The organism is Aromatoleum diolicum, from assembly GCF_012910955.1.
GTDB classification, from domain to species: Bacteria; Pseudomonadota; Gammaproteobacteria; order Burkholderiales; family Rhodocyclaceae; genus Aromatoleum; species Aromatoleum diolicum.
Map to the genome: position 1 here is coordinate 1 of NZ_WTVQ01000042.1, position 20,691 is coordinate 20,691.

Consider the following 20,691-nt stretch of genomic DNA (forward strand, 5'->3'; position numbering starts at 1 on the left):
TCCAGCCTCTCGGGCAGCAGCGCCTCCTGTGTGCGGCTCTGACCTTCGACGAAGCGCTTCATGGTCACTGATCACGCTGATAACAATGCAGATATCATACAACATCGACCGTTTTTACACAGCCTCGACCATCAGCCGACCGAACCGGTGCAGGCCGGCGGTAAAGGGCTGCTGCAAGGGCACGAAGAAATTCCACGGCCAGAACTGGCCGCCATGGGTGTGGCCGGAAAGCTGGAGATCGAAGCCGGCTGTTTCGGCAGTCGTTGCCGAGCGTGGCTGGTGAGCGAGGAGGATGCGCAGCAGATCGGGCGGGCTGCCGGCCAGCGCCGCAACCGGATCGCTGGCCTGCGCGGCATCAAACGCGCCTGCCGAAAAATCGGTCACCCCGGCCAGAACGAAGCGGGCACCACGGTGGGCGACGACGACGTGGCGGTTGTGCAGCCCGCGCAGTCCGATACGCTCGAATTCGCGCATCCAGGTCGCGGCACCGGAATAGTATTCGTGGTTGCCGGTCACGATATAGCTGCCATGTCGGCTCTGCAGGCCACCCAGCGGCGCGGTATGGGTGCGCAATTGCTCGACGCTGCCATCGACCACGTCGCCGGTAATGGCGACGAGATCGGCATCGAGCTGATTGACGCGCTCGACAATGGCCTGGACGTATTCGCGCTTGATCGTCGGCCCGACGTGAATGTCGCTGAGCTGGACGATAGTGAATCCGGCCAGTTCCTTCGGCAGATTGCCCAGTGGGATATCCACGCGGACGACGCGGGCCAACTGTCGCGCATTGACGTAGCCGACCAGGGTGAACAGGCTGGCCAGCCCCAGGACGGCGATTGCCGTGGGCTCTGTCAGTGACGGTGTGTCGGCGATCAGCAGGATGACATCGCGGAGCACGGTCAGCACCAGCACTGAGGAAAACAAGCCCATGGCCAGACTGCCCCACCAGGTGAGCCGGTCAGCCAGCGCCTGACGCGCCACGACGAAGCGACCGAGCAGGCCGAGCGGCACGAGGCAGGAGGAAACCACCAATCCGCCAACGGCCAGTGCCAGGCCGGCAGCGCTGAGGTCGAGGGCCGGCAGCAGACGCCAGCCGATGTACGCATGCAGGCCACCGATGAGCGGCAGAATACGCCAGAGGGCGCGACGCAAGCGGCTCGGCAGGACATTCTGGCCAGACGACGGACGGTGTTCGGTTCGGGTCTGGGACATGGGGCGCATTTCGTCTTTGGCCTCAGGCGTTGGAAGAGGATTTGTCGCCGGTGTCGCCACCGTTCCCCGATGCTTCGGCCTTGTCCGAAGAACCGCAGTTGGCCCAGCGGCCAAAGCGCCCCTTGAGCTGTTGGCGCTCTTCCGGCGTCAGGCTTTCCCCGTGCGCCTGGCGCTCCCGCCAATGGCCATGGCAGCCGCCCCGCAGGCCGCCGAAGAGAATCCGGCTGAGGAGCAGCACCCCAACTGCCTGCCAGTAGCCGATGCGTGCGACGCCAGCAAACAGGTCGGGCAGCAGCGCATTCCACAACTGCATGACGATCCAGCTGACGGCGCCAATGCCGGCCACCGCCAGCAGGCCGATCTTGATGCAGCGCGAAGCGCCGTCGGATCCTTCAGTAGCGCATTTCATCATGCTCATTTCCGATTCAAGTTTGTTCGTCGTAAAGGGGCTGGAGGCGGTCGCGCAGGTGCAGGACCGCTTGCCGCTTCCAGCCGAGCAAGGTATTCAGGGGGACGCCGCTTTCGGCCGCCATTTCCTTGAAGCTGCGACCATCGATCTCGTGGGCGATGAAGGTGTCGCGCGGCCCGGGCGGCAGCTCGTCGAGCGCCGCCGCGATGGCATCAAGCCACAGACGACGCAGATGCGCCGCCTCGGGGCCGCCATCGCTCGCCGGCATGGCGTCTTCCAGCCAATGCGTCGCCCTGTCGTCCGCCTCGCCCTCCTCCGGCCCTGCGGGCGGCAAGGGTTCTTCGCGTCGTTTGCGAAAACGGTCCACGATGCGATTGCGCGCCACCCGAAACAGCCAGGCACCGACCTGCTCGATCGGTTCCGGCAAGCGCCAGGCCTCGACCAGTTCGAAAAAGACATCCTGCAGGATGTCCTCCGCCTCGCCCTGATCGGGCACGCGCTGACGAATGAAGCTTCCCAGTCGCCCCCTTTCGCGGGCAATGGTTTCAGTCAGGCTTCGGTTCTGCTCGGCCATCAGCATGGTCTCTTCGCAGGGCAGAGGAAGGGAGAACGATGTGTCCATGCCTGGGTAGACGAACGCCAAGCATGGATATTGTGGGGTGGTGAAAAGATAGTTGGCGCAGTGCTCATGTGCCCGCGGTCAGGAAGTCCCTGTCGCCGGCCGCATTCCCGGCAGCAATGATTGCCGTGACACTTTCTTCTATAATGGAGATCACTTTATAGGAAGCGGGCAATGGAGAAACTTCTTTCTGCTACGAAGCTGCGCAAGCGACAGGCGGCCACGGCATTGCGAGCCATGGGGGTTCGCGCAGCCGGAGGCTACAAGCCCCTGCGCCCGCGGACGAAGATCACCCGCCCAGCTCCGCTCGCTAACGAGGTCGATGAATTTCTCGGTCAGCTCGAAAGCCGGGTCGAGGAGGTCGTGGCGCACGCCGCTGCCGAGCTCGAGTCACGCATGGCCGAGATCCTGACGGCATGGACCGATCGTCTGCCCGGGGGCGATCTCCGCGGTGGAGCCCGTGATCCGGACGTGGGGCAGGCAATCGACGCCCGCATGCGCGACCTCGCTGATGCGGGGCCGACCCTCGAGCAGCATCGCGATGCGAACGCCCGGCTCCGCGCCGAATTCATGGTCCGCTCCCCTGGCTGGACGGCGGCGGAGGTCGCCGAGTTCGCCCAGTCGCGGGCACGCAACCGCAATGCCTTGGCATCCCGCTGGGCTGGCGAGAAACGGATTTTCGGCGTGCTGAGCGATCGGGTCACGCTGTTTCCGTCCTTCCAGTTCAACTCCGATACGCGCCAGCCCTACCCCGAGGTGCGGGACGTCATCAGCGCCCTCGAATCGGACTATGAGGGCTGGTCACTGGCGATCTGGTTCATCACGTCCAACGACTGGCTCGAGGGTCGGGCGCCGCTGGACTGCTGGTCCGCCGACCGCGCCGCGGTCGTGGTGGCGGCGCAGAGCGAGCAGGCGATGTTCTGTGCCTGAGCGGCGGACGGCATGCGTGCCGGAGCCGCCGGCCGTGGCTGAGGTCCCGCGGCTCACACTGCAACGGGAAACCTGGACAACAGACGCCCTCATTCACCGCATCCATCGCACGGACGTTCCGCCCCAGCGCTTCAATCCGGGGGACGGACGCGGGCGCTTCCACCCCCTCGTCACCTTGTCGCCCCCGACGCGTGCGATCCCGACGCTCTACGGCGGCAGCTCGCTCATCGGGGCGCTGTGCGAAACGCTGTTTCGGCTCGAACCGGCCAATCATCGCGGGCCGTTTCCGGTACCGAAGAAGCGCGCCCTCCAGTTCGCCTATGCGACGCTTCGGCCGACCCGCAGCTTGAATCTGCTCGCGCTCAAGGGTGACAACCTGCGGGCCTTGGGACTGATGCGCTCGCAGCTTCTCGAGCCGGGACCGGCACACTATGCCCGCACCGCCCCCTGGGCCTCAACGCTCCATGCGGCCTGCCCTGACGCGGACGGCCTGATCTGGCGATCGCGCCAGCACGACGAAAGCCAATGTCTGGTGCTCTTCGGCGACCGCGTCCGCGAGGCAGAGCTGGTCGTCGCCGACAGGACGAGCTTCGAGCCGCCGCCCGGGTGGCAGACACTGCTCGCCGCGGCCGCGCAGGCGGGCTTCATCATCACCGAGAGCTGAAATGCGTTTTCGCGGGGTCGGTTGTGACTGGCCGACCTAAGCGCGAACAGGATGAGACAGTGGTAATGGTTTACGTGGCGTCGGCAGCCGCCTCGCTCGTGGAGCCCGCGAGCTCGCGCTTGGGCTTGAAGTCGGCGCGCTCGACCCGGCCCAGGCACAGCGTGACGTCGTCAGCGGTCACCTGGAAGCCGGGCACCTTGTCGGGGGCGCCCTCCGGCGAGTACATGAACTGCTTGAGGACGCCTTCGACCTGGACGCGCGCGCCTCGCCGCAGCACGCGCGCGGCGTCTTCGCCGCGCTGGCCCCACAACGACACGCTCATCCAGAATCCGCCGACCTGCTGATACTCGTCGTTGGCCTGGTCGTAAGCGTAGTCGTCGAAGAACATGCGCATCTCGGCGACGACCTCGTCCACGCCATTGACGGGGACGTGCTTGAGAATGGGCGTGTCGCCGAGATTGCCTTTCCCGCGAAATACGTTCGGCATGTTGTACTCCTTGGCGTCGAGGTGGAACACGACGATGGCCGACGCCGGTGCCACGGTCGTGCGGAATACTACAGATCTCGCTGCCAGGCATGCTTTAGGGCGAGGCGTGCCTCGATTTCGCGTTGATTGAGCTCGATGGCGCGCTGGTGGGTGCGCTCATACCACTCGCGCAGCGCCCCGGGGAGTTGGGCGAAACGGGTGTGGATTGCGTTCCACGGGATGTGGCCGGCGCGGGGGCCTGCCGCACGCCAGCGCAGTTGCACCTGCCCGGTCGCAGTGCGCCGGTGGAGCGCGAGGTAGAAGGTGCGCCCCCGCACGCGCCGAGTCAGCCTCGACAGGTCATCTTGCGCGCGGTGAATCCGGTCAACCCTCGCGGCCGCTAGCCGCACCTCGGTCGGGGCTTCGCCCCTACCCGTAAAGGCCTTTGCGTCACGCTCCTGTTGACGCGCCGGTGTGTCGTCGCACGTGCTGGTGGTTGCCGCACGATCCGGAGTATTGGATTGCGCCATATCCTCACTACTCGCAATCAGTCGACCAGGCCCTCATCAGTTGGCTCATCGACAGTTGCGCCACTTTCCTGATTGATTGCCGCAAGCTCCTTAGCCACGCGCTCGAGCATCACCTTCTCCGTGTCCGAGATTGAGACACGGCGCTGGGAGTGTCGTGAGACTTGCAGGCCGGCATAGATGCCGGGCGGCACAGTGCCAAAAATGCCGCTGACGGCTGCGACACGTCTTTGGGCATTGGTGTCGGCTCCCGGCAAGAAGTCAGTGCGGCTGAGCGGCAGCAATTCGGGTTTGGTGAGCCACGTCTCGAACCGGATGAACTCCTCGAAAGCGGCACGCATCGGACGGGTGAACTGCCGGATCGCATCGTGCTCCTGCTTGTCGGAGAAGATGGCTTTGCGTCCGAGTGTCTTGACGACCCGGACGTAGTAGTCGAATTCGACGATCAACTCGGCAATCGCATATCCGTAGGGGCTGCGGAACCCAAGTTCCAGAACTTTCGGTTCGCGCGACTTGAGAATCGCAAAGCCGAGACCTTTGTCTGCTTTCTTCTTGATTGCAGCGTCGAAGATCTGGGTTTGGTGATCCAGTCCCCGTCGCAATTCAGGGATGCGGTTATCGGCGCGCAGGAGCGCCCAATCGGCATAAGGGTTATTGTTGCGGGTCAGCGTCCAGAGCGCCTTGAGGCTGGATGCAACCCGCTTGCCTCCGGGAATTGCGTTGTACTTTCCCGCCGGGTCCCGTCGGCGCCCCATGAACATTCGAAATCCTTCCTTCGTGTGCAGCGTCATCGTGTCGATGCCGTCGTCGACCAAGCCGCCGAGGTCGCGGAGCTGGCTCGCAACGCTTGCCGCGACGACATGGTCCGCGCCATTGGTGACCCGATAATCCGCCTCCATCTGCTTCAGCTTGTCGCAGCGCTGAAGGTAGAGCTCATAACGTGGCCAACGCGGATCGGTCGGATCCGGATCCTCCGAATCGATAAGGTCGAGGAGTTTCCCCCGCTCCTTCGCGATGCTGTACCGATCGTCAAACGGCGAAGTGTCATCGGTCTCGAAGGGAATCGATGTACCACCGGGAAAGATCGGATCCATGAGGCCTGGTTGGCTTGATGGGAGCTCTGCGGAGCGGACGAGCGGGGGAATAATCGAATTGGGCGAGGCCATGAGACGTTCCCTCACGTAACGTGGGTTGAAGTGGCCGCTCCTGCGTCCGGGACGTCGTGGAGGCGGGAGAGCGCTGGAATCGGCGTGAAGCCGGGGATGAACTCGGCATCCGGGAGCGGGCCGCGCAACAGCTGGCGCAGTGCCGACACATTCACCTGGTATGCGGCCGTTGCACGTGGAATCTTCTTGCTGGTGATCAGGCAACTCTGTTCGAGACGTTGCAGGGCGCGCTGGACCACTTGATGACCGAGCTGGGTGCATGAGGACAACGTGCGGCTTGAGATGCGCACCGATGTTCGATCGGCCGATCGCCAGAGCAGCGCCAGCAGAACCGCGGTGGCGGGATAGTCGCCGTTCAAACGCACGAGGACGTCGAGCGTGATCTGTTGCTCGGTTGTCGCAGGCGCAGGCCCTTGATCTGGACCTGATGAATCCACCGGAAAAGGTTTTTTCGCTGGCTCGATTGAATCCACCGGAAATGCATTTACTACTGAGTCGTTTGAATCCAGGTGATGCGTTTGCGTGGAGAACCGATCAGCATCCGCAGGGGGCGTCTCCGATGCGGGCGACTCAAGCTGTCTCACAGTCGTCGAATTCGTGGACGACATACCAGAGCGTCGCAATTGAAAGATCGGGAAAGACGTAATGCAACTCCACGTACTGCCGCTGCGGCGGGTAGTTGCTGGAAATTCGGGACCACGCCTGCTGCACGGCCTCTCGGACCTCCGGTTTCGGGAGGGGAGGACGACCTCGCGCCTGGGGCTCTGGACACAGCAAGGCGCGCTGCTCGCGGATCTGCTCCATCGTCATCTTGAACAGATGCACCAGCAGTTGAGGATGAGCGCCATGCTGAACGTGATACTCCATCAGTTGCCGAGATTCCGTGATCGCTTCGTGCCGGCGATAGGCGGCCTCGAGGGTTGCCGGCGCGAAGTGAACGGACACATCGAGCTGGGGCATGCCGGCGATCGCGTTGAGATCTCTCACCGAGGCCGTGCGTAGCGTATCCAGGAGGTCCGGACTCAGGCCCGCATCGAGCAGTGTCTCGACCTCACCCATGTCAAGTAGATGAATGAGGTGGGACAGCAAGGCAACCCGTAGTTGTTCACTCTTTATCGGGATCATCCCGCTACCCCAATTCCTGTGGAACCGCCGGGAGCGGCTTACAGTCGCTCGGGCGAGTCGTTTTTCCGGAACTCATGGTGGTAGGTATCCATCAACGTTCGCATCAGGGGCCAATATGCAGGCTGCAGTAGCAACGAAACAATGTGTCGTGCATCGGTGTCGGCGGCATCACTGCCGCCCGACAGGCTAACCAGCAGCCGGTGCGCTGCTTGCCGTGCCCGCCTTTCCGGCTCGCTAATCGACTGCTCGATATCTGCAAGCGGCTCCATGCAGAAGCCGTGCGCCTGAGCGCTATCCCAGCGTACGCATGAGGAAATCTGGAGCGGCGCGGCGAAATCGTTCAGCGCCGCGGCAAAGGAAGGTTTCTCGGCCTGGCCGCTGTCGGTGCGGCCCCTTCCCGTTCGCTTCCGCATCGGTGCCGCTTGTTGCTGCGGCGGCGGCGCGAGATGGTCGCTGGTCCGTAGCGCTCTCTCCGACTCGACGTGATCGGGCATCGCGAGATCACCCGAGATCAGCCCCTCGGGCGGCGGGTCGCTGGCAAGCCGGGCACGAATTTCGGCGGACGAGAGTTGCCTCTCCGATCCCATCACGGCGAGCAGGGCGTGCTCCACCGCCGAAACGGGACAGTTCGCCTGTCGGGCGAACTGGGCATTCATCTGCGACAGAATCCTTTCCACTTCCGCGGTGGTAAGCCGCGGCGGGTCATCTTGCTCCCGGACGGAATTGATCGCAGTCGCCGCATCGGCCGCCAACTGCTGGAACCCGGTCATGCGAACGTAGGGATCGAGATTGAGGGCCTCGGCAAGCTTCTCCAGGTGGCCAAAACGGCTGCGAATTGCGCCTGCGCTCTCATGGGTCAGGTGCGGGCCGAAAGGCGCCAACTGGTCGACGGCAAACAGGTAGTTGGTGGCGGTCACTGCGTGCAGCTTCAAACCGCACTTGTTGGCGTGCTCTGAAAGGGCACGGAGACTCAGGGGGCCTCCGAGATCCGACTCCAGCTCGGACTTGAGGAGCGCCACGCCACGGGCCTTTTCCCAAAACGTGGTGTCGCCCCGAAGCTCGTTTTCGATCAGATGGGCGGCAATGATGTCACTCTCACTGACCCACGCATGCACGACAACGCGGATCCATTCGTACTTGTGATCCTTCGTCTCGTGCCATAGCTCCTGGACGATCTGCAGACGGGTGTTGCCGCCCATGTAGCACATGTACCGATCAGCCCCTGGCCTGCGAGTGACGGACAGCGCTTCGCCGAGTCCGCCGCGCGCTTCGATCGAAGCCCGGATCTCGGCGAAGCGCGGGTTGGTCTTCACTCGAGGATTGCGGTCGTAGCAATCGATCTCGATACACCGCAGCATCATCCAGCCATCAACGTCCTGACTGGCCTTGATACTGACGGCTGAATCGTCGGGACTTCTCACTGCGAGGCTGTGAGCCGCGAGAAGCGCGCGCCGTTCGACAGCATTTGATCCGCCTGACGGGGCTGACCGAAGCTTTCCCTGCTTTTCCATTTGCTGCGCCAGATCTTTGATGGAGATCGTTTCAGGCAGTCGTGTCTTGGAATGCATCGGCCACCTCCGCGCTTGAACCGGTCGATGTCCCGCCGGCATGGTTGCCCTCCAGACTGGGAATCAGTTCCCACAGGAGCGTGTGCATCGTGTCGCACGCCTTGCCAGGATCAATCCAGTGAACCGGGAGTTGAGCGGTTGCCGCGTTCTTGTAGGCCACCGCATGCGGAACGACGGTGTTCAAGACACTGACCCGGCATTGCAGCTTTCGATACTCTTCGCGAATGGCTCGGGCGATCTCGCGCGAGTCGCGGGTGTTTTCCTGCCGGTAGATCATCGCCTGCATCGGCGGAATGGAAAACCCGAAGGAGCGCGCGGTTTCGACGCGATTCAGCAACTTCTGCGTGCCGTCGAGGAATTCCCGCGCGGAAAGGATATCGGGCGATACAGGTGACAAAAGGATATCGGCAGCCAGTACCGCGGCATCCTGGAGGTGACCGACCGCGCCCTGCGTGTCGATGAGCACGACGTCGTAGTTCTCCGACAGCAGTGGACTGCGTAGCGCCAGCTTGATGCGAAGTGCGCTATCCATGCGAGGCGCCAGCCAGTCCTGCAGCGTCCCCTCGGGCGCATCGGAGACGACGAGGTCTAGGCAGCCGTTCGGATTGAGCCGCTGCCCGCGTGGAAGCATGGGGGCGAGCGCAAGATCGATCGTCGAGATGCAATCGTCAGTGAGCGCCCCCTGCTTGATCATTTGCGTCAGCCCATGAGGCGCCAGGCGCCCGATCGGGAAATAGCGGCTGAGACTGGGCTGCACGTCTGCATCGATCAGCAGTACTCGCATGCCCAAGTCCGCCAGCAGCGCCCCGAGATTGGCATTCACGGTTGTCTTGCCGACACCGCCCTTCGTCGATACAACGCTGTAGACGATCATCGAACCCTCCGTTCTAAACAGCCGAAACGGTGGCGATTCTCAAAGGGACGGAGAGCGATGGGAAAAGCAGAAGTGCCGTGGGGCGAGGCCCCGGCACCAGCTCACTGAGCGATGAGCTGTGTCCCACATGGAATGTGCCTGTCAAGAAACAGAATTGGCCAACACTTGATGTTTGTCAACCATCCGACATGTAACGGTCCACCGCCTGGGCCTCTTGTGCCGGACGGGCGCCCTTCTCGGAAAACGTAACAATATTTGGATTCGGAAGCGGGACAGGATTGACCCAACGCTCGGGATGCTTGATCACCACCGCAGCGAGCTTGCCGACGGGTTTCCCGCCGCGCCCCAGCACCGTGTAGTGATGAACATTGGAATTGCCGGCCCCCACGACGTGCCATCGTGCCTTGATCACTTGCCGCTGGATGCCGGCACCCAGTTTGTCGTTAGCACATGACGCTTGAACGGCCCCGTTGCCATCGTCGCCGTAAAGCGTCGCGAAGTCGCGAAATATCCTCGGGGAGACCAACGCCATTCCCTCTGGAACAAAATGGACAGGGGCTCCAGCTTCGTTGTAAGGAATGGATCCGTCCGCGATACCCTGTTGCAGCCACGCCATGAACTGGAGGGCTGCATCACTGGGTTCGGGCGCATCACTGGTCTTGCTCCTTGCGCCTGGAAACGCGGGCACATGCGCATACGGTGTCACCGGCCGGAGTGCTGGACGCGAAGCGCTTGCGCGTGCGGCAGCGTCGGAAACCGCAGCGGCAGAGTCGTCTTCGGATAGGTAGTCGTCCTCGGGCGGAGGAGATGCAGCATGTGCCGGCTTGGGCGGGGGCACGTCGAGTTCCTTGCGCGGTCTCGATGATCGCTGCCCGGATTGCTTGTCACGATTGCGGCTCGGATCCGTTAAGTCCGCGGCTTTCGGCGCGTCACTGTTGCACTTCTCGCGCGCATCGCGCGGTCCCTTCACGACGATCACACCATCGAATACGGGCGGATAGTCTTCTGGCCGGTCGAACAAGTTCGCGAGCGGGAACTTGAGCATCGCAAACTCATGCGCATAACCGTTGCCGCGGATCTCTACGTACCAGACCGCTTGGCCGGTGTCCGGATTACGCTCCAACAGGCCATAGTCCTGCCAAGTGTCGAACAGTCGATCGTTCTTGCTCGGGCCCGGAACGCCGTCTGCGTGGTCGGGGTCGGTTCGCGCAATCTCCTCGCGTACGGCATCAGCCAGGCGTTTCGCCACGAACCAGGCTGCGCCCTCCGCAACCCAACCTGCTGCACCGTCTCGATTTAGTGGCAATCCCCCTTGGCGCAGCATGCGGCGCATCGCTTCCATCAGCCGCTCGACCAGCGGGACGGCTGTTGCAGATCCGAATTGGTTGCGCGGGCCCTGCTGCAGATTGCTCGCAGCTGAACGCTGATCCGCGCCGCGCACGATCTCGATCAGCACACTGGTTGCGTCATCCCCGGACCACGCGGCGTCCAACTCGCGCAAGACCGCAGGTTCGCGTGCCAGAAATGCGAGCGCTGTTGCAGGGACGATCCTTGGCGCCAGCACCTGCGGCAAACGCCGGTGAGCGCCGTAGTTGCGCTCCGCTGCCGGGGCAAATCGGACTTCATATTCCACGGCGCCAGCCGTGAGCATGTCGCCCGACAGTGGAAGCCACGGGCGCGCAGGGCCGTCCGGACGGTCCGCCAGCCTCACTCGAAGGTCAGTTATCGGTTTACCGATGTCGTGAAGGAGCGCCGCGAAGATGACGGCGTACGTCCAGTGATCACGCTGCGTATCGATCTGTTCCGCGGGTCCCCCACGCGGTAGCAGATAGCCGTTGCGGAGGCAGACCGCCGCATACACGACCTCGATGGTATGTGCGGCGAGACCGCCGAGGTGGGCGTGATGATGGGCTTCGCTTGCCGGGAGAAGTTGGACGAACTGCAGATACTGCTGGATCGCAGGTGCGATGTCCCGCTCCCACGCCGCATTGCTCAGTTTGGAGTCGCGCTGGATCTGTTGCAGGGCGCCGGCCAGGTTGCACACCTGAATCAGCGCGGCGACATCAAGAACCTTGAGCCATCCCTGGCGGTTCGCGGCAAGCTGGCGTGCGTCACCAACCGTGATCGCGGATCGTGACGCTGGAGTCAGACACGGAGAGCCGGCCGCAGCGCGATATGCCGTCATCTTGCCCATGGTCGGCCACAACAACCAGACGCCCAGTCCTGCCGCCGCGAGAAAACAGCCAACGGCCAATGCCGCCAACATGATCAACCCCTACGACTTCCGACCTGTGCTGTGCAGAACTGCGTCAATAGCCAGTTCTGCAGCAGCTCTCGTCGCGGATAGGGGTCTTCGGACTCCCACACCTCAACCGTTACGCCCTCGCAGAACGCGCTGAAGGTCTCGGAGAGCGGCTCCCACTTCTTACCATCGCGGCGCTTGGCCCGGTAGCGACAAAACGGCAGATCCGACAAATCGGCCGTCAATTCCCCTGGCTCAGCGGGTTTCAGGGTTTCAACGTAGCGGGCGAGAAGGTTTCGCACGGAAATGATCGGATCGTCCTCTGCGTAGAGGTACGTTTCCAGCCCGTCGTACTGGGCAAGCCAACTGAACAGGACGGTGCGCCAACCGGGTTCACCCAGGCCCTCCAGAAAATGCCCGATGGTGACCACCGCCTGGATCCGCGCCTCTTCCTGATGCGGCGGGATGGGCGGCGGCATAGTGTTCATCAGCATTTCACCTCCAGCAAAATGCTCAGTTCTCTTTTTCTTCGCGCATCAATCGGCTGGGGTGAGCCGCCATCGCTGCATCCATACTTTAGTCGTACGTAGGCTTCGGCACCACTTCGCCGCTGCTTCCTCGACCGTCCGCTCCCCAAGCGTGCAGCACACCCGCCCTTTCCGTCCTTCGAAAATCCGCGCCAAATTCCCGGACTTTTCGCTGGGCATAAGGTTGACGGTGTGCTACGGCCCTTTCGCGAGCCTGCCCGGGCAGGCTCCCGCCCCCTATCCGGTAACCCTTGGCCGCAAGGCCTCCCCTACCGGTAAATCCTTCGCCCAGCCCGAGTTGCAGGGGCTGGGCGCCCTTTCGGGTTGGGCCCGTACCCCCTACGCGAAGGCCCGCCGCCGGGCCGCCCCCTTTTGCTCGCCGCCTTTTTCTCTATCACTGTATTAACCACTTTGCAAGCATAAAGCCGCGCAATCTTTCCCGATTTCACACCTGCACCACACAAACGCCCTCGCCACACTCTGCTCCGTGACTGGCCGCTGACAACAGGCCGCACCCCCACCGCCTACACGGTGGGAGTGCCTTTCCACCCGACGGAGCACTCAATGCATCGCATTGTCGCAATCGCTCTCCTTCTGACGGTTGGCTCGTCGTGGGCGGCGGCGTCTTCCGACGAAGTCCGCCTCGCCCGATACACGACGACTTCGATCACGCTCGAGGCCTCCGAGCTGAATCCGCTGGCGGCCATCGCCATCGTGCGCTTTCCGCGCGACCACGTGCGCACCGTGGGCGATGCCGTCGACTACTTGCTCCTCCGCACCGGCTATCGTCTCGAATCCGTCGATTCGGCTGCACGCAAGATCTTTTCGCTGCCCTTGCCTGAAGCCCATCGCGAACTGGGCCCTTATCGCGCACTGACCATCCTCGAGCTTCTCGTCGGCGAGGCCTACAAGGTCGACGCTTCCCCGGTGCATCGCACCCTGGCTATTCGGCTTCACCCCTTCGATCGGCCTGCGCCCCTTTCTGATCCTCGAAGCGAACCGGCCTCAGCCGAATCCGGCGCAGCGACTTTCGACGGAGGGGCGAACCTTCCCGTCGTCACATCGGAGCCGCCGCAATGAGCATGTCCCAAGCCACACTTGCGCAAGACGGCGCCGCCCAAGCCGCCCAGCTCCCGCCTCGTCTTCACCCGGATCATCGCCGAGTCGTATTCGGCCTGATTATCCTTTTTGTCATTGCCGGTATCGCGCTTTCAGCGCTCCACCTTCTCCGTGTGCCGGCCACGACCGAGGCGCTCCCGCAAGCCCAGTTGCTGGACGAAAGTGCCAGTCCGCCAACGCCCCTTTCCTTGTCCGATCCCCCCCTGGCGCAGGGGGCCGACGCCGCCGCTCGCCTGGACAGCGTTGAAGAACGCATCATCGAATTGGCTCAACGGGTTGATGGTCTGATCACGACCACAACGGAACTCACCACCTCCCTAACTGCACTTTCCGACGCCAACGCTCAAATGCGTTCGCGGCTCGACGCACTGAATCAACCGCAGCGTCCCGCGATTCAACGTCCTCCGCGCGTCAAGCAGACGGCGCCACCGAAGCCCAGTCTGCCGGTAATCGTGTCGGTTGATAGCTGGGCCAATCATTCTTCCGTTGCGATTGGCGACGCCGACGGCCACTTCACGTTCTACCGCGAGGGCGACACAGTCGGGGTCGCCCGTATCCAGCGAATTGACGCGCGCGCCCGACAAGTCCAATTCCGCCTCCCTGACGGAAGTACCGCCACGGCTGGGGTTCACGACTGAAGCGGGGTTCATATGAGCAGGCGACTTCTTCCACTCATGCTGCTTCTCGTTCTCGCAGACGTCGGCGCCGTGGATACTGTGACGACCGAAGTGGCCGCCACCCGCCGCAGCACCACCGACAAGACGTCCGCGGCCACATCCGAAACGAGCGTATCCAGCACCGATGTACTGGAGGCGGGTTACTGGGGCATCACCGTGGAAGAGCTGCGCCGCGCCCGAATCCTCATGCGCGGCCCTCGTGGTGCCTTCAGCGATCCCCGCATCAGTCCTGTTGAAGTGCTGGGTGTCCACGCCCGCTCTGAGGCAGAGCGCACGCGGTACGGCGAACTCTTCGCAAGGCTGCTACACGACGACGCCGAGCGCGTCCTCGCATGGCAACGGGCTGGCACCGAAGCCATGCGGCGCCTCTATCCGCACGACAAGGTGGTGGACTTCTCCGGTCTCCGACCGGCTAGCGCAAAGGGCAAGGTCCTGCCGAACTGGTTCTTCACGCCGGGAGGCAACCGCGAATGACTACGCACACGCCTATTCCGCGGCGGGCATTCCTTGCCAAGGCGCCATGCGCCCTTGTCCTGCTCGCAGCCCCCGCTTTGTCATACGCGCGAAGTGATGCCAGGAGCCAACGACGCACCTACCCCCCCATCCCGCCGGCGTACCGACAGGTTGCTCAATCGCTTGGTCTGCCGGCAACGATCCTCTACGGCGTGGCCATACAGGAATCGGTCATGGTGTGGAAAACCTTGGCCCTTCCCTGGCCGTGGACGCTCAATGTACGCGCGGTCCCTCGCCGCTACACGAGCTATGCGGAAGCGGTCGCCGACCTTCGGTACGTGCTCGCGCAGGGGGTGCGCAACGTCGATTGCGGCGCGATGCAGGTCAACTGGCGCTACCACTCTGAAAAGTTGCGCACCCCTCCCCTGGCCCTCGATCCCTGGCACAACCTGACCGTTGCGGCTTCGATTCTTCTGGAGCAGCGGGCCGCCACATCGAACTGGTTTGACGCCGTGGGGAGCTATCACAACCCAACCGATCAAGGCCGCGCCGATAACTATGCGCGTTCCGTATTTGCGCACATCGCGAGGATCGAACATGTGTAACACCGTCCTTCTCGCGTTCAGCAGATTCACCGTTCCCGCTCCGATCACCGTTCCCCCGGTGATCCTCCGCCGCACCTCTCGCGGCTCCTCCCCCGCTGCAATGGCGGGTTCTGCACGACCATCGTTCAAATCCCACCGGGCCTCCTCCCTGCCCACGACGGTGGTTGTGCGTCCTTTTTCAAAGACCGGAAAATGAGCCGCGGCGTCATCGAGGCCTGGTTGCGGCCACCGATCGAGATCTGGAGCGCGGCGACTTCCGCTTCGTGCGGACTCGTTGCCTTGGTCGCGCCGTGGGTGCTGATGATGCCGCCCAACCTTGGGATTGTCGCCGCCCTCCTTGCCTTCGGTTTCGCTGGACTACGCGGAGAGCAGGCCTGGCGCGTATGGCGCTACCAGTATGGGCTCACGCGCTACAAGACCACCGCGGTCGCGCCGCACAAGCTGCCCCGCATACCGGGCAAGTTGTACCTGGGCGAAGGCTTTGCATGGGGGCAGCAGCATACCCAACGCCGAATGGACGCGGCCCGACCGGAAGCACAGCCGTATCTCGTTCCAGGCGTCTTGATTACCGCAACGCGCATGACCCTGCGGGGCCTGCGGCGCACGCCTCTCAAGCCCCTCGCCGCAGCACTCACCGCACCGCGCTGGTGGAATCCGCTGGCCGAACCTCCTGATCTTGGCGGCACCCCCATTCTTCACGGCGTCGAGCCGAAGGAAGTCCACGTTACGTTAGGTCAGAAGCATCGCCCGGGACATCTCCTGTGGCTGGGCACGACGCGCGTCGGCAAGACGCGCGGCATGGAGCTCCTGGTCACGCAGGACATTCGCGACCGGAAAGTGGTAATCGTCATTGATCCCAAGGGCGATGCGGAACTCATGTTGCGCGTCTATGCAGAAGCGGCCCGTGCCGGCCGGATGGATCATCTCTACCTCTTCCACCTGGGCTACCCGGACATTTCCGCGCGCTACAACGGCATCGGCAACTTCGCCCGTATCACGGAAGTCGCCAACCGCACCACCAATCCTCTGCCTTCGAGCGGGAACTCCGCGGCCTTCAAGGAGTTCGCGTGGCGATTCACCAACCTCGTCGCTCAGGCCCAGGTCGCACTGGGGCAGGTGCCGACCTACGACCTGCTGCTGCGCGACATCACGGACATCGAACCGCTCTTCCTCCGATACGCCACCCACATTCTCAGAATGCAGGGTCCGGAGGACTGGGAACTGCAACTCGAAAAGGTCCAGACCCAAATCGAGAAGCGTCAGATCACTGTTCCACGTGCTCTGCAGGATCGCAGCCAACATCTGGTGGCGCTCGTACATGTGCTGAAGGACCTGCAGTTGCCCGATGCCGTGTTGCAGGGTCTGGCGACTGCGGTGCGCTACGAACGCAGCTTCTTCGAGAAGATCGTCGCCTCGCTCGGGCCGTTCCTTGAGAAGCTCACCACCGGTCCCGTCGGCAAGCTGATTTCGCCTGACTATTTTGATCCGGCCGACACCCGCCCCATCTTCGACTGGATGCAGATCATCCGCCAGGGCGGCATCGTGTACGTGGGACTCGACGCCCTCTCCGATGCCACAGTCGCCGCAGCGGTGGGCAATTCCATGCTGGCCGATCTCGTCAGCGTAGGCGGCAAGCTCTACAAGACGGGCCTCGACCCCCATCATCCCGAGGGCAAGATCGTGCTGCCCGAAGTGGCCTGCCACTTTGACGAGGTCAACGAAATCGCGGGGCCGGAGTTCGTCCCGATGGTCAACAAGCTGGGCGGATCCGGTTTCAGCATCACGGCCTACACCCAGACCATTCCGGACATCGAAGCCAAACTCGGCGACGCGGCAAAAGCCCGCCAGGTCCTGGGCAACTTCAACAACATCATCATGCTGCGGGTCAAGGACCCGGGCACGGCAGAGTTCTTCTGCAGCCAGCTACCCGAGGTCGACGTCCAACATCTGATGGTTGTGACGGGTGTGAGCGACACCGACGGGTCCACGGCGACGGACTTCACCTCGCGTAACGAGGATCGCCTATCCACCCAGCGGGTTCCGATGGTGTCGCCGTCCGACATCATGGCACTCCCGCAGGGGCAGGCCTTCGCGCTGCTCGAGGGCAACCGCCTATTCAAGCTCCGTTTCCCGCTTCCCGACCCCACAAACGATCGCTTTGTCCCGCCGTCCCTGCAGGACGTCGCGAACCAGATGCGAGCGAAATACCGTACGTCAGAACACTGGTCCGCCCAGACCGACTGGCTGAAGGACATGCCCGTCGGGCTCGTCGCGCCGCTCGGTTTCACCGTGGGCGACTCGGCAGGAAATGACGATGGGGAGGCTGCAGCATGAGTGCCACTGCGTCATCGACCTCGTCACCTCGCTCGTCCACAGCACCGGCCTCCTCCGCGCCGCGTGACGTGCGTTCGCGAGGACCGCTCAGCAGTTGCGCGGACTTGATCGTGGGGCTGCTCTTCGCAACCTTTACCTCCTGGGTGTTCGGCACCGCGCTGACAATCGCCGGCGACTATACGTTCTGGAAAGGCGAAGGGATCAGCCGTGCGCGGGGAGCCGTCGCGGAAGACTTCGACTACATCCACGGTTTTCCGCGATCCCTCATGGTCGAGGACACCGTGGTTTTCGCCCGCGATCTTGCCGAGCTCGTTACGCGGCCCTACGTGTGGCTTCATGCCCCGCTTTTCATTGCCCACGCGAATGCGATCGATCCCGGTGCGGAGAGCAAACCTCAAGCACGGACTGCCCGGCGCATCGTCAGAGAAGCCGGCCGCTGGGTCGAGATTTCGCTCTATGTCGCGCAGGACACCGTGATCAGAATGGCCGTCGCCTTCTACGCGCTGCCGGCATTCGCGATGGCCATCCTCCTTGGCCTCATCGATGGCCTGGTGCGTCGCGATCTGCGCAAGTGGTCCGGCGGGCGCGAATCTTCCTTCGTCTATCACCACAGCAAGCGCTTCGCCTGGTGGTTCCTGACCGCCGGATTCACGGCCTACCTGGCGTGGCCGTTCGGGGGGTTCAACCCGGCTTATCTCGTGCTGATCTTTGCGATTCTCGTCGCCGCCTCCGTCTCCACCACCGCGTCCACCTTCAAGAAGTACCTGTGAAGGAGTCTCGTCATGCCCCGATTTTTACGCCCACTGTTCCTCTCTTCGCTGTCCGTTGCTGCCGCGTTCGCCGTCATGCCGGTGCATGCAGACGAGGATTCCGAGCGCGAAAACCTCGCGCGCCTGGAACATGAAATCGCGCTCCTTGGCGAGGAGGTGCGCGCCGCGAAGGCGCACGCCCCGACGCTCGCCAGGGTGCGCTTCCAGTACGACGATCTCGCCCGCGATCTGGATCTGATCCGTCTCGGGATCAGAGAGCATCTCAACGCGCCTCGACAGCCGCGACCAATCGAACCGCTCAAGGGCGACTACCGCCGCTGACGGGACCGGTCATGACTTCGGAACAAATGCAGGCGTTCTCGAACTCGGCGGGGGTTTCTCCGGGCGACATCGCCATCGTCGTTGCGATGCTCGTCGTCGCCGTCGGCGTGCTCTGGGCCGCGGACATGGTTCGCCGGCTGGGCATCGAGGGGCTTCACGACTCTCGCCGTCTACCCATGCTGTTCTTCTACAAGCTGCGGGTACTGATCATCGTCTTGCTGCTGATCTATTTGCTGACCTAGATCGCGGCCAGTCCGGCAGGCAAGGCCGCAGGTCTGCTGGTTTTTCCAAGGCGCGGCGCCTCTTCAACCTCCGGAGGGAATCATGAAACGTCTCACCTACCATTCGGGCGCGCTGAGCCGAACGATCCATCGCGCGGCCAGCGCTTTGGCACTTCAGTGGCGCTCGCCCACGACGATCCCTCGCGCCACGCCGCTCATGGTTGCGATCCTCGCTGCCGTATTCGTCGTCGAACCGGCTCTGGCCGAACTGCCGACGGCGGTGCAGGCGGGCAGCGCCGCCTCGGGCGATTACATCGAAATCGGCAAGCAGTATTTCAAGAACGGGCTGATCGTCCTCGGCCTGATCATCGCGACACTTGGCTTCATCGCGGTCGCTGCGGGAGGCATTGCGAAGTTCAATGAGTACCGTATTGGACGGGCGGAACTCGGTGACCTTGGCGTCCTCGCCGTCGTGGGGGCGGTGGTGCTGGTTCTCATGGTGTATCTCCTCAACGAAGCAGCGACCATCATCGACTAGGGGCTGTCATGGAATCCGCGAGCCCCATGGCCCCTCAAGACGTGCCCTCAGGGCCGAACACCGCGCCTCTGCCGGATCGAGTGAACGCGGAACCCCCGATCATCAAGGGGCTTTCGTCCACCGAATCGAAGTGGGCCATCGGGCTGGCCGTCCTTGTCTGGTTTCCGGTCGGCAGCCTGGTTGGGCTTGCCGTCCATCAGCTGCCGGTGGCCGTGCTCATCATCGCCACCGGTCCCATCGCAACCGTCTGGCTTGCGGCGGGCCAGATGGCAAAGCTCAAACGCAATCGGCCGGATCACTACTACCTGCATCTGCTCCTGCATTGGGCAGCCTCCGTGCATCTCATCCGATCCGGGTTTGTCACCCATTCGGGCGCCTGGGACATCGGCCGCACGCTCCTTCCGGCGCGCGCGCCGCGGTCGTCCCGCCCACGCACTCGTTGAGTCCGGAGAGCCCATGTCGCCCTTCACGAACAACCTCGCCAACGCGCAGGCAACCATACGTCGGCAATCCTGGTTCATCGCAGGACTGCTCGTCCTGTTGCTGATTGCCATGGTGAGCTGGCGCACGACGCAGACGCATCTCACCGCGCATATCCCACCCGACCTTTCCCGGGGCGGCGCGATTCAGCTGGGGCGCACCTCGGAGGTGCCGGCACCGAACGTCTACGCTTTTGGCTTCTACATTTGGCATCAGGTCAATCGATGGGCGAAGGACGGCTCAAAGGACTATGCGGCCCAGATCTACGCCCTGCAGAATTACCTGACGCCGTCGTGCCGTGAGCAGCTGCTGCAGGACATGCGGGTCAAGGCAGGCGACGCCGAGCTGATCCAGCGCACCCGCGCGCTAATGGAGATTCCGGGCTACGGATACACCGCGAACCGCGTCTCCGAGCATGGAAACGGCGGCTGGACCGTTCTCGTTGACGCGCAACTGGTGGAAACCTCGCGCGGAATGCCGGTCAAGGACGCGTTCATCCGCTACCCCCTGCATGTCGTGCGCTACGACATCGACCGGGAGAAAAATCCGTGGGGGCTCGCCTTGAACTGTTTCGCGGGGCGCCATCCGGAGAGGATCGATCCGAAAGCGCTGGAAGCGGCCGCCAGTCCAACCTCGCCCCCTGCTCCGCCCCTGCCCAGGACCATCGCCCCGGAGCAACCCGCCCAGCCCGGAGCCGGGAGCCTCCCACCGCTGGTGGCACCTGCCCAAGCAAAGGAATGAGCGCCATGCCGTCAGTACAACGCGCTTCTCTGGTTTTCGGCGTATGCGCGACTGCGATGCTGCCAGTATTCGCACAACAGGCGCCAACGGCGCCCGCCCTCTC

The 20,691-nt window shown here is 63.3% G+C and carries 25 protein-coding genes; 13 read left to right on the forward strand and 12 right to left on the reverse strand.

Annotated elements, in window-relative coordinates; genetic code table 11:
• Positions 1-114 precede the first annotated feature (114 nt).
• Genes GPA25_RS18955 through GPA25_RS18965 form a run of 3 tightly spaced genes read right to left on the reverse strand, consistent with a single transcriptional unit; the run spans position 115 to position 2,201 of the window.
• Positions 115-1,212, reverse strand: coding sequence for a metallophosphoesterase (locus tag GPA25_RS18955; RefSeq protein ID WP_169261970.1), 1,098 nt, complete (start codon positions 1,210-1,212; stop codon positions 115-117).
• Between the two features lie 22 nt (positions 1,213-1,234).
• Positions 1,235-1,624 carry a hypothetical protein gene (locus GPA25_RS18960; RefSeq protein WP_211163217.1) on the reverse strand — a complete coding sequence of 130 codons (390 nt, stop codon included), beginning with the start codon at positions 1,622-1,624 and terminating at the stop codon, positions 1,235-1,237.
• 13 nt (positions 1,625-1,637) lie between these two features.
• On the reverse strand, positions 1,638-2,201 hold the full coding sequence (locus tag GPA25_RS18965; protein WP_246265864.1) for an RNA polymerase sigma factor: 564 nt from the start codon (positions 2,199-2,201) through the stop codon (positions 1,638-1,640).
• Positions 2,202-2,414: 213 nt separating this feature from the next.
• On the opposite strand from GPA25_RS18965, the gene GPA25_RS18970 reads away from it, so the two are divergent.
• Entirely contained in the window at positions 2,415-3,170 is a 756-nt protein-coding gene (locus GPA25_RS18970; protein ID WP_169261971.1) for a hypothetical protein, read from the forward strand.
• Between the two features lie 34 nt (positions 3,171-3,204).
• Positions 3,205-3,834 (forward strand): RES family NAD+ phosphorylase, encoded by a 630-nt coding sequence (locus GPA25_RS18975; RefSeq protein WP_343035009.1) that lies wholly within the window; start codon positions 3,205-3,207, stop codon positions 3,832-3,834.
• A gap of 70 nt (positions 3,835-3,904) precedes the next feature.
• Here GPA25_RS18975 and GPA25_RS18980 read toward each other — a convergent pair whose 3' ends face one another.
• The 9 genes from GPA25_RS18980 to GPA25_RS19020 form a co-directional block, all read right to left on the reverse strand.
• A complete protein-coding gene (locus tag GPA25_RS18980; protein ID WP_169261973.1) occupies positions 3,905-4,321 on the reverse strand; it encodes a single-stranded DNA-binding protein in 417 nt (138 codons plus the stop codon).
• 68 nt (positions 4,322-4,389) lie between these two features.
• Positions 4,390-4,830, reverse strand: coding sequence for a hypothetical protein (locus tag GPA25_RS18985; protein ID WP_169261974.1), 441 nt, complete (start codon positions 4,828-4,830; stop codon positions 4,390-4,392).
• Between the two features lie 17 nt (positions 4,831-4,847).
• On the reverse strand, positions 4,848-5,921 hold the full coding sequence (locus tag GPA25_RS18990; protein ID WP_169120247.1) for a PFL_4669 family integrating conjugative element protein: 1,074 nt from the start codon (positions 5,919-5,921) through the stop codon (positions 4,848-4,850).
• An 83-nt stretch (positions 5,922-6,004) separates the two neighbouring features.
• Positions 6,005-6,466 (reverse strand): hypothetical protein, encoded by a 462-nt coding sequence (locus GPA25_RS18995; RefSeq protein WP_169120246.1) that lies wholly within the window; start codon positions 6,464-6,466, stop codon positions 6,005-6,007.
• A gap of 97 nt (positions 6,467-6,563) precedes the next feature.
• A complete protein-coding gene (locus GPA25_RS19000) occupies positions 6,564-7,118 on the reverse strand; it encodes an STY4526/YPO1902 family pathogenicity island replication protein (protein WP_169261975.1) in 555 nt (184 codons plus the stop codon).
• A 38-nt stretch (positions 7,119-7,156) separates the two neighbouring features.
• Positions 7,157-8,686: a ParB family protein gene (locus tag GPA25_RS19005; RefSeq protein WP_246265866.1), complete on the reverse strand. Its 1,530-nt coding sequence runs from the start codon at positions 8,684-8,686 to the stop codon at positions 7,157-7,159.
• Positions 8,661-9,560, reverse strand: a complete 900-nt coding sequence (locus GPA25_RS19010; protein WP_169120244.1) for a ParA family protein — start codon at positions 9,558-9,560, stop codon at positions 8,661-8,663. Before GPA25_RS19010 ends, GPA25_RS19005 begins: the two co-directional genes overlap by 26 nt.
• 175 nt (positions 9,561-9,735) lie before the next feature.
• On the reverse strand, positions 9,736-11,826 hold the full coding sequence (gene mobH, locus GPA25_RS19015) for a MobH family relaxase (RefSeq protein ID WP_211163218.1): 2,091 nt from the start codon (positions 11,824-11,826) through the stop codon (positions 9,736-9,738).
• Between the two features lie 2 nt (positions 11,827-11,828).
• The gene (locus tag GPA25_RS19020; protein WP_169261976.1) at positions 11,829-12,296 is read right to left on the reverse strand and encodes a hypothetical protein; all 468 of its coding nucleotides are present in this window, start codon (positions 12,294-12,296) and stop codon (positions 11,829-11,831) included.
• A 597-nt stretch (positions 12,297-12,893) separates the two neighbouring features.
• Between GPA25_RS19020 and pilL2 the strand changes: the two genes are divergently transcribed.
• The 11 genes from pilL2 (at position 12,894) to GPA25_RS19075 (ending at position 20,588) form a co-directional block, all read left to right on the forward strand.
• Positions 12,894-13,409, forward strand: coding sequence for a PFGI-1 class ICE element type IV pilus protein PilL2 (gene pilL2, locus GPA25_RS19025; protein ID WP_169261977.1), 516 nt, complete (start codon positions 12,894-12,896; stop codon positions 13,407-13,409).
• Complete coding sequence (locus GPA25_RS19030; RefSeq protein WP_169261978.1) at positions 13,406-14,086, forward strand: hypothetical protein; 681 nt, start codon at positions 13,406-13,408, stop codon at positions 14,084-14,086. The genes pilL2 and GPA25_RS19030 overlap by 4 nt, the downstream gene beginning before the upstream one ends.
• A 36-nt stretch (positions 14,087-14,122) precedes the next feature.
• A complete protein-coding gene (locus tag GPA25_RS19035) occupies positions 14,123-14,599 on the forward strand; it encodes an integrating conjugative element protein (RefSeq protein ID WP_169261979.1) in 477 nt (158 codons plus the stop codon).
• A 212-nt stretch (positions 14,600-14,811) separates the two neighbouring features.
• On the forward strand, positions 14,812-15,183 hold the full coding sequence (locus GPA25_RS24320) for a lysozyme family protein (protein ID WP_246265874.1): 372 nt from the start codon (positions 14,812-14,814) through the stop codon (positions 15,181-15,183).
• 192 nt (positions 15,184-15,375) lie between these two features.
• Positions 15,376-17,517 carry a type IV conjugative transfer system coupling protein TraD gene (gene traD / locus GPA25_RS19045; RefSeq protein ID WP_169261981.1) on the forward strand — a complete coding sequence of 714 codons (2,142 nt, stop codon included), beginning with the start codon at positions 15,376-15,378 and terminating at the stop codon, positions 17,515-17,517.
• On the forward strand, positions 17,514-18,287 hold the full coding sequence (locus tag GPA25_RS19050; RefSeq protein WP_169261982.1) for a TIGR03747 family integrating conjugative element membrane protein: 774 nt from the start codon (positions 17,514-17,516) through the stop codon (positions 18,285-18,287). The genes traD and GPA25_RS19050 overlap by 4 nt, the downstream gene beginning before the upstream one ends.
• Before the next feature lie 12 nt (positions 18,288-18,299).
• A complete protein-coding gene (locus tag GPA25_RS19055; RefSeq protein WP_211163220.1) occupies positions 18,300-18,608 on the forward strand; it encodes an integrative conjugative element protein, RAQPRD family in 309 nt (102 codons plus the stop codon).
• Positions 18,609-18,619: 11 nt separating this feature from the next.
• Positions 18,620-18,850: a DUF3262 family protein gene (locus GPA25_RS19060; protein ID WP_169261983.1), complete on the forward strand. Its 231-nt coding sequence runs from the start codon at positions 18,620-18,622 to the stop codon at positions 18,848-18,850.
• Between the two features lie 82 nt (positions 18,851-18,932).
• On the forward strand, positions 18,933-19,367 hold the full coding sequence (locus tag GPA25_RS19065; protein ID WP_169261984.1) for a TIGR03745 family integrating conjugative element membrane protein: 435 nt from the start codon (positions 18,933-18,935) through the stop codon (positions 19,365-19,367).
• Between the two features lie 8 nt (positions 19,368-19,375).
• Positions 19,376-19,810, forward strand: coding sequence for a TIGR03750 family conjugal transfer protein (locus tag GPA25_RS19070; RefSeq protein WP_169261985.1), 435 nt, complete (start codon positions 19,376-19,378; stop codon positions 19,808-19,810).
• 13 nt (positions 19,811-19,823) lie between these two features.
• Positions 19,824-20,588: a PFL_4703 family integrating conjugative element protein gene (locus GPA25_RS19075; RefSeq protein WP_169261986.1), complete on the forward strand. Its 765-nt coding sequence runs from the start codon at positions 19,824-19,826 to the stop codon at positions 20,586-20,588.
• Positions 20,589-20,691 lie beyond the last annotated feature (103 nt).

Bases quoted from the DNA above. Each gene is read 5' to 3' on its own strand.
- GPA25_RS18955 (WP_169261970.1), bottom strand. From the start codon at position 1,212: ATGTCCCAGACCCGAACCGAACACCGTCCGTCGTCTGGCCAGAATGTC.
- GPA25_RS18960 (WP_211163217.1), bottom strand. From the start codon at position 1,624: ATGATGAAATGCGCTACTGAAGGATCCGACGGCGCTTCGCGCTGCATC.
- GPA25_RS18965 (WP_246265864.1), bottom strand. From the start codon at position 2,201: ATGCTGATGGCCGAGCAGAACCGAAGCCTGACTGAAACCATTGCCCGC.
- GPA25_RS18970 (WP_169261971.1), top strand. From the start codon at position 2,415: ATGGAGAAACTTCTTTCTGCTACGAAGCTGCGCAAGCGACAGGCGGCC.
- GPA25_RS18980 (WP_169261973.1), bottom strand. From the start codon at position 4,321: ATGCCGAACGTATTTCGCGGGAAAGGCAATCTCGGCGACACGCCCATT.
- GPA25_RS18985 (WP_169261974.1), bottom strand. From the start codon at position 4,830: ATGGCGCAATCCAATACTCCGGATCGTGCGGCAACCACCAGCACGTGC.
- GPA25_RS18990 (WP_169120247.1), bottom strand. From the start codon at position 5,921: ATGGATCCGATCTTTCCCGGTGGTACATCGATTCCCTTCGAGACCGAT.
- GPA25_RS19000 (WP_169261975.1), bottom strand. From the start codon at position 7,118: ATGATCCCGATAAAGAGTGAACAACTACGGGTTGCCTTGCTGTCCCAC.
- GPA25_RS19005 (WP_246265866.1), bottom strand. From the start codon at position 8,686: ATGCATTCCAAGACACGACTGCCTGAAACGATCTCCATCAAAGATCTG.
- GPA25_RS19010 (WP_169120244.1), bottom strand. From the start codon at position 9,560: ATGATCGTCTACAGCGTTGTATCGACGAAGGGCGGTGTCGGCAAGACA.
- mobH (WP_211163218.1), bottom strand. From the start codon at position 11,826: ATGTTGGCGGCATTGGCCGTTGGCTGTTTTCTCGCGGCGGCAGGACTG.
- GPA25_RS19020 (WP_169261976.1), bottom strand. From the start codon at position 12,296: ATGCTGATGAACACTATGCCGCCGCCCATCCCGCCGCATCAGGAAGAG.
- pilL2 (WP_169261977.1), top strand. From the start codon at position 12,894: ATGCATCGCATTGTCGCAATCGCTCTCCTTCTGACGGTTGGCTCGTCG.
- GPA25_RS19030 (WP_169261978.1), top strand. From the start codon at position 13,406: ATGAGCATGTCCCAAGCCACACTTGCGCAAGACGGCGCCGCCCAAGCC.
- GPA25_RS19035 (WP_169261979.1), top strand. From the start codon at position 14,123: ATGCTGCTTCTCGTTCTCGCAGACGTCGGCGCCGTGGATACTGTGACG.
- GPA25_RS24320 (WP_246265874.1), top strand. From the start codon at position 14,812: ATGGTGTGGAAAACCTTGGCCCTTCCCTGGCCGTGGACGCTCAATGTA.
- traD (WP_169261981.1), top strand. From the start codon at position 15,376: ATGAGCCGCGGCGTCATCGAGGCCTGGTTGCGGCCACCGATCGAGATC.
- GPA25_RS19050 (WP_169261982.1), top strand. From the start codon at position 17,514: ATGAGTGCCACTGCGTCATCGACCTCGTCACCTCGCTCGTCCACAGCA.
- GPA25_RS19055 (WP_211163220.1), top strand. From the start codon at position 18,300: ATGCCCCGATTTTTACGCCCACTGTTCCTCTCTTCGCTGTCCGTTGCT.
- GPA25_RS19060 (WP_169261983.1), top strand. From the start codon at position 18,620: ATGACTTCGGAACAAATGCAGGCGTTCTCGAACTCGGCGGGGGTTTCT.
- GPA25_RS19065 (WP_169261984.1), top strand. From the start codon at position 18,933: ATGAAACGTCTCACCTACCATTCGGGCGCGCTGAGCCGAACGATCCAT.
- GPA25_RS19070 (WP_169261985.1), top strand. From the start codon at position 19,376: ATGGAATCCGCGAGCCCCATGGCCCCTCAAGACGTGCCCTCAGGGCCG.
- GPA25_RS19075 (WP_169261986.1), top strand. From the start codon at position 19,824: ATGTCGCCCTTCACGAACAACCTCGCCAACGCGCAGGCAACCATACGT.